This is a genomic window from Sphingobium sp. Z007, from assembly GCF_900013425.1.
GTDB lineage: Bacteria > Pseudomonadota > Alphaproteobacteria > Sphingomonadales > Sphingomonadaceae > Sphingobium.
The window spans coordinates 527135-544339 of sequence record NZ_FBXK01000005.1; the positions used below are offsets into that span (position 1 = coordinate 527135).

General features: G+C 62.5%; 15 protein-coding genes. 6 read left to right on the top strand and 9 right to left on the bottom strand.

Going from position 1 to position 17205, the window contains the following annotated elements:
* Positions 1-261 precede the first annotated feature (261 nt).
* The 7 genes from CEQ44_RS10490 to CEQ44_RS23980 form a co-directional block, all read right to left on the bottom strand.
* Positions 262-1311, bottom strand: a complete 1050-nt coding sequence (locus CEQ44_RS10490; RefSeq protein ID WP_088185452.1) for a hypothetical protein — start codon at positions 1309-1311, stop codon at positions 262-264.
* Between the two features lie 88 nt (positions 1312-1399).
* The gene (locus CEQ44_RS10495; RefSeq protein WP_254914388.1) at positions 1400-1570 is read right to left on the bottom strand and encodes a hypothetical protein; all 171 of its coding nucleotides are present in this window, start codon (positions 1568-1570) and stop codon (positions 1400-1402) included.
* Positions 1557-2105 carry a hypothetical protein gene (locus CEQ44_RS10500; protein ID WP_088185450.1) on the bottom strand — a complete coding sequence of 183 codons (549 nt, stop codon included), beginning with the start codon at positions 2103-2105 and terminating at the stop codon, positions 1557-1559. Before CEQ44_RS10500 ends, CEQ44_RS10495 begins: the two co-directional genes overlap by 14 nt.
* 5 nt (positions 2106-2110) lie before the next feature.
* Positions 2111-2311 carry an addiction module antitoxin gene (locus tag CEQ44_RS10505; protein WP_256960039.1) on the bottom strand — a complete coding sequence of 67 codons (201 nt, stop codon included), beginning with the start codon at positions 2309-2311 and terminating at the stop codon, positions 2111-2113.
* A gap of 220 nt (positions 2312-2531) precedes the next feature.
* A complete protein-coding gene (locus tag CEQ44_RS10510; RefSeq protein ID WP_140419387.1) occupies positions 2532-3236 on the bottom strand; it encodes a DUF2971 domain-containing protein in 705 nt (234 codons plus the stop codon).
* Between the two features lie 266 nt (positions 3237-3502).
* Positions 3503-6421, bottom strand: coding sequence for an excinuclease ABC subunit UvrA (gene uvrA / locus CEQ44_RS10515; RefSeq protein ID WP_088185448.1), 2919 nt, complete (start codon positions 6419-6421; stop codon positions 3503-3505).
* A 184-nt stretch (positions 6422-6605) separates the two neighbouring features.
* Positions 6606-9032 (bottom strand): calcium-binding protein, encoded by a 2427-nt coding sequence (locus tag CEQ44_RS23980; protein WP_176400415.1) that lies wholly within the window; start codon positions 9030-9032, stop codon positions 6606-6608.
* 791 nt (positions 9033-9823) lie between these two features.
* Between CEQ44_RS23980 and CEQ44_RS10525 the strand changes: the two genes are divergently transcribed.
* Positions 9824-10186 carry a UrcA family protein gene (locus CEQ44_RS10525; RefSeq protein ID WP_088185447.1) on the top strand — a complete coding sequence of 121 codons (363 nt, stop codon included), beginning with the start codon at positions 9824-9826 and terminating at the stop codon, positions 10184-10186.
* A gap of 57 nt (positions 10187-10243) precedes the next feature.
* Here the strand turns inward: CEQ44_RS10525 and CEQ44_RS10530 are convergent, their stop codons facing one another.
* Both CEQ44_RS10530 and CEQ44_RS10535 read right to left on the bottom strand, forming a co-directional pair.
* Positions 10244-11005, bottom strand: coding sequence for an enoyl-CoA hydratase/isomerase family protein (locus tag CEQ44_RS10530; RefSeq protein ID WP_088185446.1), 762 nt, complete (start codon positions 11003-11005; stop codon positions 10244-10246).
* Positions 11006-11015: 10 nt separating this feature from the next.
* On the bottom strand, positions 11016-11684 hold the full coding sequence (locus CEQ44_RS10535) for an HAD family hydrolase (RefSeq protein ID WP_088185445.1): 669 nt from the start codon (positions 11682-11684) through the stop codon (positions 11016-11018).
* 242 nt (positions 11685-11926) lie between these two features.
* On the opposite strand from CEQ44_RS10535, the gene glmU reads away from it, so the two are divergent.
* The 5 genes from glmU to glmS all read left to right on the top strand — a co-directional run bounded on the left by glmU (position 11927) and on the right by glmS (position 16925).
* Positions 11927-13258, top strand: coding sequence for a bifunctional UDP-N-acetylglucosamine diphosphorylase/glucosamine-1-phosphate N-acetyltransferase GlmU (gene glmU / locus CEQ44_RS10540; protein ID WP_088185444.1), 1332 nt, complete (start codon positions 11927-11929; stop codon positions 13256-13258).
* A gap of 185 nt (positions 13259-13443) precedes the next feature.
* A complete protein-coding gene (locus CEQ44_RS10545; protein WP_088190937.1) occupies positions 13444-14304 on the top strand; it encodes a metallophosphoesterase in 861 nt (286 codons plus the stop codon).
* 30 nt (positions 14305-14334) lie between these two features.
* Complete coding sequence (locus CEQ44_RS10550; RefSeq protein WP_088185443.1) at positions 14335-14709, top strand: ribbon-helix-helix protein, CopG family; 375 nt, start codon at positions 14335-14337, stop codon at positions 14707-14709.
* Complete coding sequence (locus CEQ44_RS10555; protein ID WP_088185442.1) at positions 14706-15086, top strand: PIN domain-containing protein; 381 nt, start codon at positions 14706-14708, stop codon at positions 15084-15086. Before CEQ44_RS10550 ends, CEQ44_RS10555 begins: the two co-directional genes overlap by 4 nt.
* A 15-nt stretch (positions 15087-15101) precedes the next feature.
* On the top strand, positions 15102-16925 hold the full coding sequence (gene glmS, locus CEQ44_RS10560; protein ID WP_088185441.1) for a glutamine--fructose-6-phosphate transaminase (isomerizing): 1824 nt from the start codon (positions 15102-15104) through the stop codon (positions 16923-16925).
* The last annotated feature ends 280 nt before the right edge of the window (positions 16926-17205 follow it).

Here is a 17205-nt window from a genome sequence, read left to right on the forward strand (position 1 = left end):
TGCGACTGTAGCTGCCTTCCTCCTAGGGTATTGGCGGGGAAATAGCAAGTCGGGGTGTGTGGGTAGCGCCACTACCAGACCTCCGTTCGTTTCGAGCGTAGTCGAAAAACCTCGGCAGCGCTGGGGGGAGCGGGTGAACGCGGGCGTGGCGCTAGGCGCTTCTCGACTACGCTCGAAGCGAACGGGCGGGGGTGAGGCATCGGTCACGAGCGGGGTGGGGGCGGCGTTGGCCGTTGTTGGGTGGCAACGCCCACCGCCGGGTCATCCCGCCTCGGCCACAGCGGTCGCGCACCCCGCGTCCTGCGCCAGGACAAAGCCGAAGAAATCGTCGCGGGCACGGGACGCGGCCTGTTCATAGGGGCGGCGTTCGGCCTCCTGTTGGGCGGCGAGGGCGTCTTCCTCCGCTTCCGTCAGGTCACGCTCATAATCGTCGACATCGTAGATCGTATCGCTGGCGTCGCCGTCGAAGCCGGGCGGCGGCGGGAAATCGGTGCGCCAGCGGTCTAGCCGATCATCCCACCAGATACCGCGCAGCCGATTGGCGGCTTCCTCCGGCGGCAGATCGGCCAGGTCGGGCGGCGGCGGGTCGCGAAGTTCACACCGTTCATCCTCGACGGAAAAGTGCGGATTTTGCGGTTTGTGCAGCGCCATCCGCGCGGCGACGAACAGGGCGGCCGACGCGCCCGGAGACAATTTGCTGGAGAGGGCGGTGTCGCTGTCTATCGGGGCGGGCGTGTCGGGCATGGAGCCGTCATAAAGGGTGGCGTCCTCCATCAGGCGCGCGGTCGGCTCCGTGCCGGTGCGGGGGAGGCCCAGGCTTTCGGCTTCCGCCTGCGCGTCGGCTTCGGGGCAGAGCATGTCGCAATAGGCGGCGAAATCCTGCGCGACGACGCGGGCGAGCGCGGCGTCGGACCCCTCGGCCGGGCAATCGGCCATGCGATCGAGCCGGGCGAGCATCGACATGGCGAGCCGGTTGTCGTGGCGGTGGCGGGTGATTGCGTGATTGTCGGGGTCTTTGCGGATGGTTTCCTCCGTCCCCATGATGGCGCGGGCGAGCAACGTGTCGGCCAGCCGCGCGCGGGCGATCAGGATCGCCGCGTCCCAGCCCAGGCGAAAGGCCGCGCCGTCGCGGCGGATGCGCAGCGTGTAGGCGGAGCGGGTGGTGATATACACGGCTTCGCAAGCGAGGCGGATGACGCCGGTCGCGGCGAGCACTTCGAGAAAGCGGCGCTGGCGCGCGGGAGACCAGCCATCGACGCGGATTTGCGGGGCGGGGGTGGGGGTGGGGAGGATGGGGTCGTGATAGGACATGGGTCGCGTGCCTCCGGCTGAGGGGTTTGCCGGGAGGATGGACAGAAAAGCGGCGTGTAGGACAGCGGAATAGGATAATTCGACAGGCCTACCAGTTGCCGCCGATATCCTTGATGGCTTTGAGCAGCGCTTTCTTGCTTTCCGTGCGCCGTGCGCCGCTGTTGCGGGGGATGTCGGCGTCGGTGATGCCGAGTTCGGCGCGACGGCGTGCGATCTGACGGCCGAGTTCTTCGAGCGTGATCGGTTCAGGAGATGACATCTTCGATTCCATAGTCGCCAGCCGTTTCATAGCGGATACGGCGTTCCATATAGTCCAAATCGAGTTTCTCCGAAAGGCTGGCGAGGGTGCGGGCCTGCTGGAGCATGTCGCGGGCCGTGCCGGACGCATATTGACCCATGCGATCGGCGATCATGTCTTCCACGGCGATGACATGGATGATGCCTTTGTCGGCGACCCGGATCGGGCGCACCCGGTTCCTTTCGGCCTGACCGTCCAGCAGCGTGGATGAGACGATTTCAAAACCGAGTTGGAGAATAGGATGAATCCAGCCGCGTGTCGCCTTACCCGATCCAACCGGACGGATGAAACCGTGATGCTGTAAAACAGCCTCGAATGCGGATTGCGCGCCCGTCACGATGTCAAAGTCGCCGGTGTTGATTGCGCCCAGCGTATAGATCTCCACGGCCGCGCCGCCGACGAGGATAGGACTTTCCCTGCCAGCAGCGGCCATGGCCTCACTGACGCGAGCGAAGGCGGCGAGGGCTGCTTCAAATTCTGGTCGGTAGGCAGTCATGTTGATCAGGTCGGGTTTTTATGACGGTTTAGAATGGCCTGCATTCTGGCCATGGTGACGTCGTGCGGGATGCCGGGGCCGGGATTGGCTAGAGCGGCTTCGACTCTTGCGCGAAGCCATGCGTCATACTCAGTTGGGTTTTCCGGCGACATGAGGTGGGATGGTGGATCGAAGTCCGAGGGGGTGAAGGCGTCGTCGCTGGGCATTGGGAAATTATAGCAGTCGTGCGACTTGTCCGATAGTTTGTCACGCACGACCCCCGCTGACTTTCACTTTATTGCCTGCGACCTCGGCATTTGCAGCACATTGGTGATCCGCCCATGGTATTTGCCCCTCAAAGAACTTCCTTTCCGAAGTGCAATTGCGGTGTACATCTATTCCGCTGTGTCAGCGATAAATTCGCTCTCCCTACCAAATACCGAGATTTTATCCATGTCGTAATGGGATAGAGGATACGAAAATTTTCGAGTCAGGATCATCAATTCCGCAATCTGCTAAGATCGTTCTGAAGGCGTGTAGCATGGGCAATTGGTTATCTGTTGGGCCGATTATAATTCTGTCCAGCAAGGATGGAATATCTACGCCATCAAATCCCTCATCTGGTATGTTGTTCAATGGAATTTTGCAGACCTGCTGAGGTACACCTCTCACCACCTCTATATCCATTTTAATGTGTGAGGATGATTCAAAGTCCGGTGAGTGAATTATGCGCCACTCTCTTTCTTCATGAAAGCCTGGATGTTTAGTGCATAAGACAGCGAATTTAAATTCGGAAAATAACCCATCTAGTAAAGCTTGAGAGCCCAAGGATTTTATGAAATTGGTTTCAGCTAATAGGCCATCTACAGTGTCAGAAAAAATGTCCTGAAAACCTGCTTGGCTTAAATAAGCTACTGGAGATGAATAAGCTTTCAAAGCATCAGTCGGATTCAAAAATGGCCCATTTTTGAATACCAATGCAATACCGTTTGAACCGCCATATGCTCGCCACATAGAAAGGCGACCCAAGACATCCTCGCTATCTCGATGTTCTGAAAAGCAAGTTAGAAAAGTCTTAGTTTCTAAATCTTTGAGCCATCCATTAAATAAATCTTCTAATTTTCTATCAAGAACTTTCTCGATATCATTCAAAAATTTTTTAATTTAATGCCTGCATCGCTTTTGTAAGCGGGGAAGAGGCATGATTTTCCATGTTCCACTTCAGAGAAGTCGTTCATAGTGACAAGGTTTCGCATCCATGCGTTATTATTCCGTAAGATGCTGACTGCGACCTCGGCGGATGTGTAGTGTACGAAACGTGCATTTCGTCGACGCATTGATGATTGCCGCCGCATCATATGTGGCATGAGCAGGGCGGTAAATTTCAAAGCGTCGGGCGGAATTTCAATCATAGCTTCTCACTCCGCCGCCACACTCTCCAACCCCAACAACGGCGCCAGATAATGCCCGGTAAACGACCGCGGCTCCTTCGCGACCTTTTCCGGCGTCCCTTCGGCGACCACTTCGCCGCCCTTGACGCCGCCTTCCGGTCCCATGTCGATGATCCAATCCGCGGTCTTGATGACGTCCAGATTATGTTCGATCACGACGACGCTGTTGCCCTGGTCGACCAAGGCGTGGAGGACTTCGAGCAGTTTGCGGACGTCCTCGAAATGCAGGCCGGTGGTGGGTTCGTCGAGGATATAGAGGGTGTTGCCGGTCGCGCGGCGCGACAATTCCTTGGCGAGTTTGACGCGCTGGGCTTCGCCGCCGGACAGGGTCGTGGCCTGCTGGCCGACCTTGACATAGCCCAGGCCCACTTCCGCGAGCATCGCCATCTTGTCGCGGATAGGGGGGACGGCCTTGAAAAATTCGACCGCATCCTCGACCGTCATGTCGAGCACGTCGGCGATCGAGTGGCCCTTGAACTTCACCTCAAGCGTTTCGCGGTTGTAACGCGCGCCGTGGCAGACGTCGCAGGTGACATAGACGTCGGGGAGGAAGTGCATCTCGATCTTGATGAGGCCGTCGCCGGTGCAGGCTTCGCAGCGGCCGCCCTTGACGTTGAAGCTGAAGCGGCCGGGCTTGTAGCCGCGCGCCTGGCTTTCGGGGAGGCCCGCGAACCAGTCGCGGATGTTGGTGAACGATCCGGTATAGGTGGCCGGGTTGGAGCGCGGGGTGCGGCCGATGGGCGACTGGTCGATGTCGATCACCTTGTCGCAATGTTCCAGGCCCGTGATCTTGTCATGCGGGCCGGCGATAATTCTGGCTCCGTTGAGGGCGCGCGCCGATGCTGCATAGAGGGTGTCGATAGTGAAGCTGGACTTGCCCGAACCGGAGACGCCGGTGATGCAGGTAAAGGTGCCGAGCGGGATCGACGCGGTGACGCCGGTCAGGTTGTTGGCGCGGGCATTGTGGACGGTGAGTTTCTTGCCTGAGCCCTTGCGGCGCTTGGCCGGGACTTCGATGCGGCGGGTGCCGTTGAGATAGTCGGCGGTGAGGCTGTTCTTGGCCTTGAGGATTTGCTTGAGCGTGCCCTGAGTGACGATCTCGCCGCCATGGATGCCCGCGCCTGGCCCCATGTCCACGATATAGTCGGCGTGGCGGATCGCGTCTTCGTCATGCTCCACGACGATGACGCTGTTGCCGAGGTCGCGCAGGCGCTTGAGGGTAACGAGCAGGCGGTCATTGTCGCGCTGGTGCAGGCCGATGCTGGGTTCGTCGAGGACGTAGAGGACGCCCGACAGGCCGCTGCCGATTTGCGACGCGAGGCGGATGCGCTGGGATTCGCCGCCTGAGAGCGTGCCGCTGGTGCGGTCGAGGTTGAGATAATCCAGGCCGACATTGTTGAGGAAGCCCAGGCGCTCGACGATTTCCTTGAGGATGGCTTTCGCGATCTGGTTCTGCTGGTCGTTCAGCTTGTCGGGCATCGCGGTGAAGAAGTTGAGCGCGTCGACCACGCTGCGGCGGGTGGAAAGGGAGATGTCCTCGCCCGCAATCTTGACTGCCAGCGCTTCGGGTTTGAGGCGCGCGCCGTGGCAGGTTTCGCACGGCATGGCGGTCTGATATTTGGCCAGCTCCTCGCGCATCCAGGCGCTTTCGGTCTGAAGCAGGCGGCGGTTGAGGTTGCCGATGACGCCCTCGAACGCTTTCTTGACCTCGTAGGATTTGCGGCCGTCGATGAAGCGAAGGGTGACAGGCTTGCCGCCGGTGCCGTGGAGGATGATGAGCTTTATTTCGCCGGGCAGATCGGCCCAGGGGGTGTCGAGCGAGAAGCTGAATTCCTTGGCGAGGGAGCCGAGCACCTGCATATAATAGGGGCTGGGCGGGTTGGATTTGGCCCAGGGGACGACGGCGCCCTTCTTGATCGAGAGCGCTTCGTTGGGGACGACCAGTTCGGGGTCGAATTCCTGCCGTTCGCCCAAGCCGTCGCAGGCGGGGCAGGCACCCATGGGGGCGTTGAAGGAGAAGAGGCGCGGTTCGATTTCGGGGATGGTGAAGCCGCTGACCGGACAGGCGAATTTTTCGGAAAAAACGATGCGGTTGGCGGGGATGCCCGCGCCCTTCATCTTCTTGTCGGTGGACTGTGCTTCGTCTTCGCGGCCCGGCACGACGCCTTCGGCCAGATCGACGAAGGCCAGGCCGTCGGCGAGTTTCAGGGCCTGTTCGAAGCTGTCGGCGAGGCGCGTGCCCATGTCCGGCTCCACGGCCAGGCGATCGACCACGACTTCGATGTCATGCTTATATCTCTTGTCGAGCGCGGGCGCGTCCTCGATCAGATACATTTCTCCGTCGATGCGGACGCGGGTGTAGCCCGCCTTCTGCCATTCGGCCAGTTCCTTGCGATACTCCCCCTTGCGGCCGCGCACGACGGGGGCGAGCAGGTAGAAGCGGGTGCCTTCGGGCAGGAGGGCGACGCGATCGACCATCTGGCTGACGGTCTGTGCGCTGATGGGGAGGCCGGTCGCAGGGCTGTAGGGGATGCCGACGCGCGCCCAGAGCAGGCGCATATAGTCGTAGATTTCCGTGACCGTAGCGACCGTGGAGCGGGGATTGCGGCTGGTCGTCTTCTGCTCGATGGAGATGGCGGGGCTGAGGCCCTCGATATGCTCGACATCGGGCTTCTGCATCATCTCCAGAAACTGGCGCGCATAGGCGGAGAGCGATTCCACATAGCGCCGCTGTCCTTCGGCATAGATGGTGTCGAAGGCGAGGGAGCTTTTGCCGGAGCCGGACAGGCCGGTGATGACGATCAGGCTGTCGCGGGGCAGATCGACGTCGACGCCCTTGAGATTATGCTCGCGCGCGCCGCGGACGGAGATGTGGGTGAGGCTCATAAGGGGCGTTGTTCCAGATTTGTTCTGATGGGGCAAGCGTGGGCGCCCCGCACATGACGAAAGATAGGAACGCGGGCGCGGCAGGGAAAGATGCCTCGTCCTCGGCAGCCCAAATCGATTGGAATAGCAGGCGGCACCTGGCCATCGCTCCTGCCATAGGAAGAATGGCCAGGTCCGTCCGAATTCAAACGATCAGGAAGTCAGCTGCGGACAGGTTGAGCTGGGCTGTTAAGGTAGCGAACTGGATGGCAGAGCCGCCGCCTGCCCCGTCCATATCGAACGACAAGGCCCCTGTCTGATTGTCATAGATGATCCGATCGGAAGCATCGCCCGCCTGGCTGCCGGTCTGGAAGGCGGACGCGGACAGGGGGCCGTCAATAAGCCCGGCGAATATGCTGTTGTCGATCAGGATCTTGTCGACGCCAACGGTGAAATCGGAGATGCGGTCGATATTGGTGGCGCCCAGTTGCGATGCGAACAGGAACTGGTCGCTCCCGGTGCCACCGATCAGGGTGTCTGCGCCCAAGCCGCCGGCAAGCCTGTCGTCCCCGCCCAATCCTGAAAGGGTATTGATGCCGCTATTGCCGTTAATAGTCTGAGCCAGGCTGTTGCCGGTGCCATTGATATTTTGCGAGCCGGTCAGCGTCAGCGTTTCCACCTGGATGCCGGACAATGAATAGGAAACCGTGGAATAGACAAGATCGGTGCCGCCATTGGCCCCTTCCACCACAATGTCGCCGACATTATCGACATAGAATATGTCATTGCCGTTGCCGCCGACCATGCGGTCGGTATCGGTTCCGCCGATCAGCGTGTCGTTACCATCGCCGCCATTGAGAATATCGTTCCCACCGAGGCCCGACAGGATGTTATTGCCGTCATTGCCGTTGATGGTCTGCACAAGGCTGTCGCCGGTGCCGTTGATATTCTGCGAACCGGTCAGCGTCAGGGTTTCGGCCTGGATGCCGGACAGGGAATAGGAAACCGTGGCATAGACGAGATCGGTGCCGCCATTGGTCCCTTCCACCACCACATCGCCGAGATTATCGACATAGAATATGTCGTTGCCCAGACCCCCGACCATGCGGTCGGCCCCGGTGCCGCCAATCAGAGTGTCATTGCCATCGCCGCCATTGAGGACATCGTCCCCACCCAATCCAGACAGGATGTTATGGCCGCTATTGCCATTGATGGTCTGCACCAGGCTGTTGCCGGTGCCGTTGATATTCTGCGAGCCGGTCAGCGTCAGGGTTTCGACCTGGATGCCGGATAGCGAATAGGAGGCACTGGTGTAGGCATGGTCGGAGCCGCCATTGGCGCCTTCCACCAGGACGTCGCCGACATTGTCGATATAGAATATGTCATTGCCCAGCCCTCCGACCATGCGGTCGGCTCCAGTTCCGCCATCCAGAATATCGGCGCCGCTGCCGCCCGACAGAAGGTCGTTTCCGGCCCTGCCGTCCAGACGGTTAGCGAACCCGTTGCCGATGATTTCATCGCCTGCGTCCGAGCCGATGGCATTTTCGATCGCATCCAGCGTATCGGAGCCTGCCTCCGAACCGTAGGCGGTGCCGGTGCTAAGGTCGATCTTTACGCCGTGCGCACGGAAATTCTGATATGAAACCGTATCCACGCCAGTGTCGCCGTAAAGAATGTCGTCCCCGCTCCCGGCCTGTAGGAGATCATCCCCTTCGCCCCCATCCAGAATGTCGTTGCCGGCGCCGCCAATAAGACTGTCATTGCCCTTCTTGCCGACCAGCTCGTCATTGCCCTCGCCGCCGTCCAGTTGATCGGCAAGCGCGCCACCTTGAAGGAAATCATCTCCGCCACGTCCTTCGAACATTGCGGCGCTATATGTCTCGAATATCGAGCTGATGCTGATGCGATTGGCTACATCATTGCCGATTCCGACCGACTGCGAGACCGTGGCGAACACGATATTCTCGATATTGCTCAGTTCATGGGTGCCCCAATAGCCATCGGCCCGGCCAAGATTGAGGTCTGTCGTGCCATAAGCCTCCACGGTGTCGTTGCCGCTGCCGCCGTCGATGATGCCGCCGCCCGAGGTTGCGGAAATATAATCGTCCCCCGCCTCACCATAAATGCGGTTATAGCCCTGTCCCGCGGACAGGTCATCATCTCCAGTCCCGCCATAGATGATGTCGTCGCCATAACCGCCATGGATGTCGTCGGCACCGCCGCCGCCGTAGATAGTCAATCCGTCGCTGATCGTATAGAAATTGAAGATGTCCTGGCCCGATCCACCGATGAGCTTTTCCACCCGGCGGAAATCCACGTCCCAGACATTATACAGGCCTGTCCTGGTGTCGAACGACCAATATATGTAGGATGCGGAGTTGCTGTAATCGAGCGTGTCGAAGCCGCTGCCACCGTCATAGGTAGCATTCGGTAACCCGGTGCTGATGCTCGACATCTTGAAAAGATCGTCACCCGCGCCACCGGACACAATGTCCGCGCCGGAGCCGGCGTCGATTATATCGTTGCCGCTGCCACCATCGATGATGTCATCGCCTGCATAGCCATTTATGACATCGGCGCCGGTCGTGCCGGTCAGAGTGTCGTTACCAGAAGTGCCATTGATCGTGGCCACGTTACATCCCCCACTATGTCGATTTAAAACCCACATTGCATAGATAGCGGATTAGTTGTTCGTCAATGAAACGCGCGTTTTTCGAGAAATCTATATGATTTTGTCATGTTGTATAACGGCGGGGCAAAGGGCCATCGATGCTCGTGTCGCAAATATCTTGTCGGCTGTTATGATCGCAGGGCCGGGCGGCTGGATGTCGTTCGTGCCACAGTAACCGCCGTTGGTCCGGCTCGGATGCCGCCGGGCGTTGGGGATGGGCGGATCATCGAAGGGGCGGCGATCGGCGTGGTCGCGGCGCTATGGTGAGGGCATCGGCAGAGCGTGGCGCCAGGTGACAAGCCCGGCCCGTTAAGCGACGGTTCAGCGCTTATGGCGTCGTCTCTGCCTGACAGATTTACCCCGATCCGGTGCCCGACAGCATCTGGATACGCCCCCGGCCTTCCCTTGCGCCGGGGGCGTTTTCGTGTCCGGGGCTGACGGACGGGCGATTCGCTTTTCCCTTACGGCAATATGGCGCGCGCATGTCGTTCGCATTGTTGCGGATGTCGTTCGTCGCGCCGTTCGTCCGCGTTCCTTTGCACTTGGTCGCCGAGACTGTCGTTGGCCGATGCTGATCGCCATCGGTCGAAGGCGGCGGGCGCAGCGGGCGGGGCGGGCGTAGACAGGATGGGCGAACGGGGCAGGACGCCGACCCCCTAAAGACCCCGGCTCCGCCCGTTCGCACCCGGCGTTCCCTGCAACCCCTTATTGCAGCGGTGCCCGGTCACAACAGATTTTGAGGAGATAAGCCCATGTTCGTTGCCACCAAATTCGCCGCTGCCGCCGCCGCTTCCATCGCCCTGCTGGCCAGCGCCGGCGCTGCATCCGCGCAGGACTTCGTGTCCAACGGCCGCACCAGCGCCGTCTATCATGGCGACCTGGACCTGAGCCAGGTGACAGGGCAGCAGCAATTGCGCAGCCGCATCGCCCGCGCCGCCAGCCGCGTCTGTTCGTCGGTGGATCTGGCCACGGCGCAGGCGTGCAAGGCCAAGGCGCTGGCCCAGGTCCAGGCGCCGGTCAGCGCCGCCATCGCCCGCGCCGAAACCGGCGAGCGTTATGCGGACGCGGGTGGGGCAGACACGGGCAAGGAGATGCGCCCGGTCGTGGGCAACTGATGATCCAGCCCGCCACGGTGAAAGGCCCGGTTCGCACCGGGCCTTTTTGCGTGTGTGTTAGAAGTCTGGCGGGCGTTTGGCGCGGAAGGCGGCGACGCCTTCGGCCAAGTCGGGCAGGGTGAAGGCGTCGCGGAAGAGGGCGAGCGTGGTGGCGTCGTCGTCGGCCTGCCCGTCGAGGATGCGGCGGACGATCGCCTTGGACGCGCGGACGCTGTGCTGCGCGTTGGCGGCGATGGTGCGGGCGAGCATGTCCGCCGCGGCGAGCGGATCGGGCGCGATCTCTTCGATGAGGCCGATGGACAGGGCTTGCTCGGCGCTGTGGAGCGCGCCGGTGTAGAGGATGCGCTTGGCGCGGGCGGGGCCGACCAGATCGACCAGCAATTTGGTGTCGAACAGCGAATAGACCATGCCGAGCTTGGCCGGCGTGATGCCCAGGCGCGCGGCGGGCGCGGCGATGCGCAGGTCGCAGGCGATGGCGAGGCCGCAACCGCCGCCGACGCAATCGCCGTCGATCGCGGCGATCACGGGTTTTGGCGCATGGGCGAGGGCATATTGGCTGGCGCGGATCGCGGCCTGATTGGCGATGCGCCAGTCTTCTTGGGCAGAGCAGGCCGCAAATTCGTTGATGTCCGCGCCGGCGCAGAAGAGGCCGGGGGTGGCGGAGGCGAGGATGAGGACGCGGATGGCGTCGTCGGCCATCGCTTGCCCGACGAGGGCCGGCAGGGCTTCCCACATCGCCTGGGTCATGGCGTTGCGCCGGTCGGGCCGGTCGATCAGCAGCCGGGCGACCGGGCCGTCCTGTTCCAGGCGCAGGGTCATGACAGGCGCGTCATGCCGGCCAGCGCCGCAGCAGGGGGACCAGTTCGTCATAATGATGGATGATGGCGTCGGCCTCCAGATGTTCGACCGGGCCGTCGAGGAAGCCGAAGCCGACCGCGACATTGGGGATGCCCGCATTGCGCGCGCCGGCGATGTCGTTGATCGTGTCGCCGACGAAAATGGCACGGCCGCCGCCCGCGCGGGCGATCATCTCGCGGATGGGTGCGGGATCGGGCTTGGCGACGCCGACCGTGTCGCCGCCCACGATGGCTGCGAACCGGTCCGACAGGCCGATCTGGTGCATCAGGGGGAGGGTGAAGCGTTCCGCCTTGTTGGTGCAGATGGCCAGTTTGACGCCGGCGTCGGTCAGCGCATCCATCGCTTCCAGCAAGCCGGGATAGGGGACCGAGTGGATGGCGAGATTCTGCTGATAATAGTCGAGCAGGATGGGCAGGAGCGAGTCCAGCGTATCGGCGGTATAGCCGCCCGATGCGTCGAGCGCGCGCGCCAGCATCACCTTTGCGCCCTTGCCCACGAAAGGGTGGATCGCCGCGGCCGGGAAGGGTGGGCGGTCGATCGTGCCGATGGCGTAATTGACCGCGGCGGCGAGATCGCCGCTGGTGTCGATCAAGGTGCCGTCAAGGTCGAAGCCGACGATATCGAAGGGGATGCTGGTCATGACCCATGCCCATGCCGTGTGGGTGGTGGCAATGGCAAGGCAAACATGGCAGAGCGAGGTTGTAATCGCTTCCGGTCGATGATCGTTGCGCTAATCCCTGTTGGCCGTGCGTGGGCAAGAAGGGGGCTTCGACAGGCTCAGCCCGAACGGGTGTCTGAGGTTGTGGATATGGAGCGGTCGTCGCGCTGGAGGCATCGTAGCAACAGGACCGATATGCCGTGACCAGTTCAGTCTCTCGCCCCTTGGCCGTCATCATCCTTGCCGCGGGGCAGGGGACGCGGATGAAATCATCGCTGCACAAGGTGCTGCATCCGATCGCCGGGCGACCGATGCTGCTGCATCTGCTGGCGAGCGCTGGGGAGCTGGCGCCGGAGCGGCAAGTCGTGGTGGTGGGCGCGGGGCGCGAACAGGTGGAGCAGGCGGTAGCCGGCACTGGCGCGATCGTGGCGGTACAGGACCAGCAGTTGGGCACGGGCCATGCGGTCGCCCAGGCGCATGATGCGCTGGCGGGGTTCGCGGGCGATGTGCTGATCCTCTATGGCGACGTGCCGCTGGTAAGCGCGGCCACGATGCGGGCGATGCTGGATCGCCTCAACCGGGGGGACGAGCCGCGCGCGGTGGTGCTGGGCTTCCGGCCCGATGACGCGGCGGCATACGGCCGGATCATTGCCGATGGGCAGGGCATCATCGAGAAGATGGTGGAATATAAGGACGCCAGCGAAGCCGAGCGGGCGGTAACTTTGTGCAATAGCGGGTTGATGACGGTGCGGTCGACCGACCTGTTCGTGCTGCTGGACCAGATCGGCAACAATAATGCCGCGGGCGAATATTATCTGCCCGATATCGTCATGCTGCCCGGTGGGACGAGCGCAGTGATCGAGACGGACGCCTGGGAAGTGGCCGGGGTCAACAGCCGCATCGAACTGGCGGGCGTCGAGGCGATGTGGCAGGCGCGGCGGCGGGCGGAGGCGATGCGCGATGGCGTGACGCTGGTGGCGCCGGAAACGGTGTTCTTTGCGCATGATACCGTGCTGGGCCGCGATGTGGTGGTGGAGCCGAACGTGGTTTTCGGTCCTGGCGTGACCGTGGCGGGCGATGTCGTCATTCACGCCTTTTCGCATCTGGAGGGGGCGAGCGTGGCCAGTGGCGCGGCGATCGGTCCCTATGCGCGGTTGCGGCCGGGGGCGGATATCGGTCCCAAAGCCAAGGTCGGCAATTTCGTGGAGATCAAGAAGGCGCGGCTGGACGAGGGGGCGAAGGTCAACCACCTGTCCTATATCGGCGACGCCAGCGTGGGGGCGGGGGCCAATATCGGGGCGGGGACGATCACCTGCAATTATGACGGCTTCTTAAAATATAGGACGGAGATTGGCGCGGGGGCGTTTATCGGGTCGAACAGCGCGCTGGTGGCGCCGGCGAGCATCGGCGCAGGGGCGATCGTTGCGGCGGGGAGCGTGGTGACGAAGCCGGTGGAGGCCGATGCGCTGTGCCTGGGGCGGCCGGAGCAGGTCGGCAAGCCGGGGTGGGCCAAACGCTTTCGGGAACGGATGTTGGCGCGGAAAGCAGCGAAGTGAATGGTCTTTCCGTGCTCATGCGAAAGCAGGAGCTCAGAGCATGATGACTTTTGCTCGAATCGTCATTGCTTCGCTTCGCTCGCAATGACCAAGCGGGGCAATGTACCTTCATCCCATGCTACGAGGCCTGGCAGGTCGTTCGACCATGGCCTCCTGCTTTCGCAGGAGCATGGCGTTCTTTGACGATGGGCCGTAAAATTCTTTGGACGCTGCTGGGGCTGGTTCTGCTGGGGGCGGCCTTCGCTTTCTGGCTGTTCCTCAACGCCAGCGCCATGCCGGTCGTGCGGCGGGCGGCGGTGGCTTTGCCATTCCCCGCCGATGTACCGCGCAAGCCCATCACCGTCGCGCTGCTGACCGACACGCATCTTTCGGGGCCGGACAACAGCCCGGCGCGGATGGCGCGGATCGTGGCGCAGATCAATGCGCTCAAGCCCGACCTGATCCTGCTGGGCGGCGATTATATCGGCGATGACAAGGGCGGCGCCATCTATGATGCGCGGGCCAGCATCGCGCCGTTCGCGGGATTGCGCGCGCCGCTGGGCGTGGTGGCGGTGCTGGGCAATCATGACAGCCGCAGCAAGGTGAACCGCCGGGCGCTGAGCGCGGCGGACTGGCGCGCGGCCTTCGCGCGGATTGGCATCCCCCTGTTGCAGGACGGGGCGATTCGGCGCGGGCCACTGGCGATCGCCGGGTTCAGGGACATCTACACCCGCAAGATCGATATGCCCGATACGCTGGCGGCGATGCGACGGGTGGGTGGCGCGCCGCTGATCCTGTCGCACGGGCCGGACATTTTCCCGCTGCTGCCCGATGCGCCCTCGCTGACGCTGGTAGGGCATACCCATTGCGGGCAGATCGCCTTGCCCTTTGTCGGGATTACCTATGTCCCGTCCAAATATGGCACCCGCTATGCGTGTGGCCTGTATCGCGAGGGTAAACGGACGATGATCGTGTCCGGCGGGGTGGGGACCAGCAGCGCGCCGGTGCGGATGCTGGCACCGCCCGATATATGGCTGGTGACGGTCAAGCCGCTGCGAGGTGATTGACTTGATATCATGATATGATATCATGGAATCATGCGTTTCCTGGCCGATATTCCCGACGATGACGTCCAATGGCTCGACCAGCGGGCGCGCGAGCAGGGCAAGTCGCGCGCGGCGGTGTTGCGGGAGGCAGTGCGGGATCATCGCGCCAACGCGGAGTCGATGACCAGCAAAAAATGGCTCGATATCGGCTTTGGCGCATGGAAAGACATCGTCGATATCGGCGATGCGGTCGAATGGCAGCGGCGGGAGCGGGCATCGACGACCCGGCCCTGGGACGATGATTATGAAGACACCAGGGCTGAATTTCCCGACCTGTTCGATGCGGAGGATGATCGCCAGCGCCAGATTTATCTGGATATGGTGGCGGGCAAATATCCCGATGCCAAGACGCCTGTGTCCCGGTGAGTGGTTTCAGCTTCGATTCCAATATCATCATCGACGCGCTGGCGGGCTTTGCGCCGGCCCGGACGGAGATTGATCGCGCGACCGATTATGGCGCACGGGCCTGGATCAGCCGGGCGGTGTGGATCGAAGTCATGTCCAAGGGCGCGGGCGACGGGCTGTGGCGGGCCGAAACTTTGCTGTCCGGCTTTGGCGTTGACGAGATCGATGCGGAGGTTGGGCGGCGCGCAGCGGCCTTGCGCCGCGAGCGGGGGCGGCTCAAGGCGATGGATGCCATCATCCTGGCCACGGCCCAATTGCGCGGCCGCGTGCTGGTGACACGAAATACGAAGGATTTCCCGGCAGAGATGCCGGGTATCCGCGTTCCCTATACATTCTGAAAGGCTTTCCGGCACATGTGCGGCATCATCGGCATCATCGGCAAGGACGACGTGGCGGAACGGCTGGTCGACGGATTGAAGCGGCTGGAATATCGCGGCTATGATAGCGCGGGGGTCGCCACCATCCATGACGGCGCGATCGAGCGGCGGCGGGCCGAGGGGAAGCTGGCCAACCTGGTGCGCGAATTGCGCGACGAACCGTTGCCCGGCACGACCGGCATCGCGCATACCCGCTGGGCGACGCACGGGCCGCCGACGACCAGCAATGCGCACCCCCATGCGACCAGCGAAGTGGCGCTGGTCCACAATGGCATCATTGAGAATTTCAAGCCACTGCGCGCGGAATTGATGGCGCGGGGCCGCCATTTCGACAGCCAGACCGACACCGAAGTCGTCGCCCATCTGGTGAGCGAGCTGGTGGAGCAGGGCGCGTCGCCGCAGGAGGCGGTGGCCCGCGTGCTGCCGCGGCTGCATGGGGCGTTCGCTTTAGCGATCGCGTTTCGCAGCCATCCCGACATGTTGATCGGCGCGCGGCTGGGGTCGCCGCTGGTCGTGGGCTATGGCGACGGGGAGACCTATCTGGGGTCGGATGCGCTGGCTTTGGCCCCGCTGACGCAGCGGATCGCTTATCTGGAAGAGGGCGACTGGGTCGTCATCACGGCGGACGGGGCGGAGATTTTCGACAAGGATAATCAGCCGGTCGAGCGGCCGGTGACGATTTCCGGCGTATCGGGCGCGATGATCGACAAGGGCAATCATCGCCACTTCATGCAGAAGGAGATTTACGAGCAGCCGGTGGTCGTCGCCCAGACGCTGCGGTCCTATTTGCGCCGGATGGAAAATGAGATCGCCATGCCGGACATGGATTTCGACCTGGGGAGCGTGAAGCGCATCACCATCGTTGCGTGCGGCACGAGCTATTATGCCGGGCTGGTCGCGAAATATTGGTTCGAGAAATTCGCGCGGGTGCCCGTGGACATCGATGTGGCGAGCGAGTTTCGTTATCGCGACCCGGTGCTGGAGGCGGGGGGGCTGGCTCTGTTCATCAGCCAGTCGGGCGAGACGGCCGATACGCTGGCGGCGCTACGCCATGCCAAGGCGGCGGGACAGATCATCGCAGTAGTCGTGAACGTGCCGACCAGTTCGATGGCGCGCGAGGCGGACCTGCTGTTGCCCACCCATGCCGGGCCGGAGATCGGCGTGGCGTCGACCAAAGCGTTCACCTGCCAGTTGGCGGTGCTGGCGGCGCTGGCGGCCAATCTGGCGCGGGCCAAGGGCAAGCTGACGCCGGAGGAAGAGGCCGAGATCGTCTGGCATTTGTCGGAAGCGCCCGCCGCGCTCAACGAAGCGCTAAGCCGGGATGGGCAGATCGAGGCGATGGCGCACCTGATCGCGCCGGCGCGGGACGTGCTGTATCTGGGGCGCGGGCCGGATTATCCGATGGCGCTGGAAGGGGCGCTGAAGCTCAAGGAAATCAGCTATATCCATGCCGAGGGTTATGCCGCGGGCGAGATGAAGCATGGGCCGATCGCGCTGATCGACGAACTGGTGCCTGTGATCGTGATCGCGCCGAGCGGGCCGTTGTTCGAGAAGACCGTGAGCAACATGCAGGAAGTGCAGGCGCGCGGCGGCAAGGTGGTGCTGATTTCCGACGCGGAAGGCATCGTGGCGGCCGGCGAGGGCTGCATGGCGACGATCGAAATGCCCAAGGTCCATCCGCTGATCGCGCCTTTAGTCTATGCGGTGCCGGTGCAGTTGCTGGCCTACCATGTGGCGGTGGCGAAGGGGACGGATGTGGACCAGCCGCGGAATCTGGCGAAGAGTGTGACGGTGGAGTGAGGGGGGCGCTATGTCGGGCGTCGGCAAACGATCAGTTGCCGACTTAATTCCCCCTCCCGCTGGCGGGGGGGGGTAGGGGGTGGGCCTGCGCAAGGTTGCCTTGGCCCACCCCGCTGCTACTAAATTCGCTGCGCTCATTAAGTCTCGCTGCCCCTCCCGCAAGCGGGCGGGGAAGAGTAAACCCTTCAGTCCGCTGCCCACCTCTTTTCGTCATTCCGGTGAAGCGGGAACCCATCTCCCAATCTTTCGACAGGGCGCAAAAGCTGGAGATGGATCCCCG